Annotated in this window: 2 protein-coding genes; both read right to left on the bottom strand. The window is 37.4% G+C overall.

From position 1 onward, the window contains the following. Nucleotides 1–225: 225 nt before the first annotated feature. Nucleotides 226–495: a hypothetical protein gene (locus RM556_RS17285; RefSeq protein ID WP_311375212.1), complete on the bottom strand. Its 270-nt coding sequence runs from the start codon at nt 493–495 to the stop codon at nt 226–228. A gap of 62 nt (nt 496–557) precedes the next feature. Continuing rightward, a partial coding sequence (locus RM556_RS17280; protein ID WP_311375211.1) for a hypothetical protein occupies nt 558–997 on the bottom strand: 440 nt, incomplete at its 5' end.

The raw sequence follows: 997 nt of genomic DNA, 5'->3' as shown, positions 1-997 counted from the left end.
AAGGGAGGGCGTTTATGCGTTTGTTATGTTGCTTGGATTTATTGTGGCTTTGATAAAACATTCCATGTTTCCTTGCGATAACCATTTAGGTAAAACAATACTCGTTTGACATTGATACAGCAACTGAAGGTTGGTAGCGTGGACCAAACAACGAATGCTCGCGAACCCGAAAAAACGTTTCTGACAGGAAGATGAGAGTGATTTTTGAAAGAAAGAGCTAGCGCTCTAATCACTTACTAAAAGTTTTCTCAATTTAAATACAAGACCGAAATATAAAACACTAGCAATGAAGAATAATGCACCAGAAAAAATAACACTTATATACTCTAACGATAAGCCAATATCGAACCAAATTATTAACACCAGCACAGCAATTAACAAGGCTATAACTAAAGATACAACCCAAAGCATCACAACTAGCTCTACACTTTCTTTTACGTAACTTCGACCAATGAGCCTACAAGTCCATTTGAACAGCTTTTCAATCACACTCATAACGTTGCCATAAGGCGCGCCGTTTTTTGGCGTCGCTTTTGATGGCCTGGTTATACGATTTTCTAGTTAACATTTAATATTATATTATCCTGCATACCCTCCTGGGTTAACTTCACTGGTCTTTTGAGAGAAGACGCTACCCATTTAAGAAACACAATTAAATCAAGATACGCATGTTCATTTTGTACATCATACGGAGACAAGTCTAGCTCGATCTCAGAGTCTATAAAAAAATGGCAGTTGATTTGAATGCCTTCTTTAACCCATATATGAACCGTAGTTGGGTCTGTTTCTTGTAGCTTTTTTATAGAGCTTAGACTTTCGGGAAGCTTTAGCTTCTCATCACCATGAAAGAATTCAATTTTGTAACTCGAGCCCTTCAAGTAGCTTATAAAGCTATCCCAAACAGACGAATTAACTCCCTCAACGTAAATATCTCGAAGCGAACCGTCTGTTTCGAATTCTTCTTTAACTTCGTTCCAATTCTTCATTGTGATTTCGT

The sequence above is a fragment of the Alteromonas sp. W364 genome, from assembly GCF_031846205.1.
Classification (GTDB): Bacteria; Pseudomonadota; Gammaproteobacteria; order Enterobacterales; family Alteromonadaceae; genus Glaciecola; species Glaciecola blandensis.
Note: the sequence above shows the minus strand (reverse complement) of the source record. Positions and strands in the feature narration are given on the sequence as shown.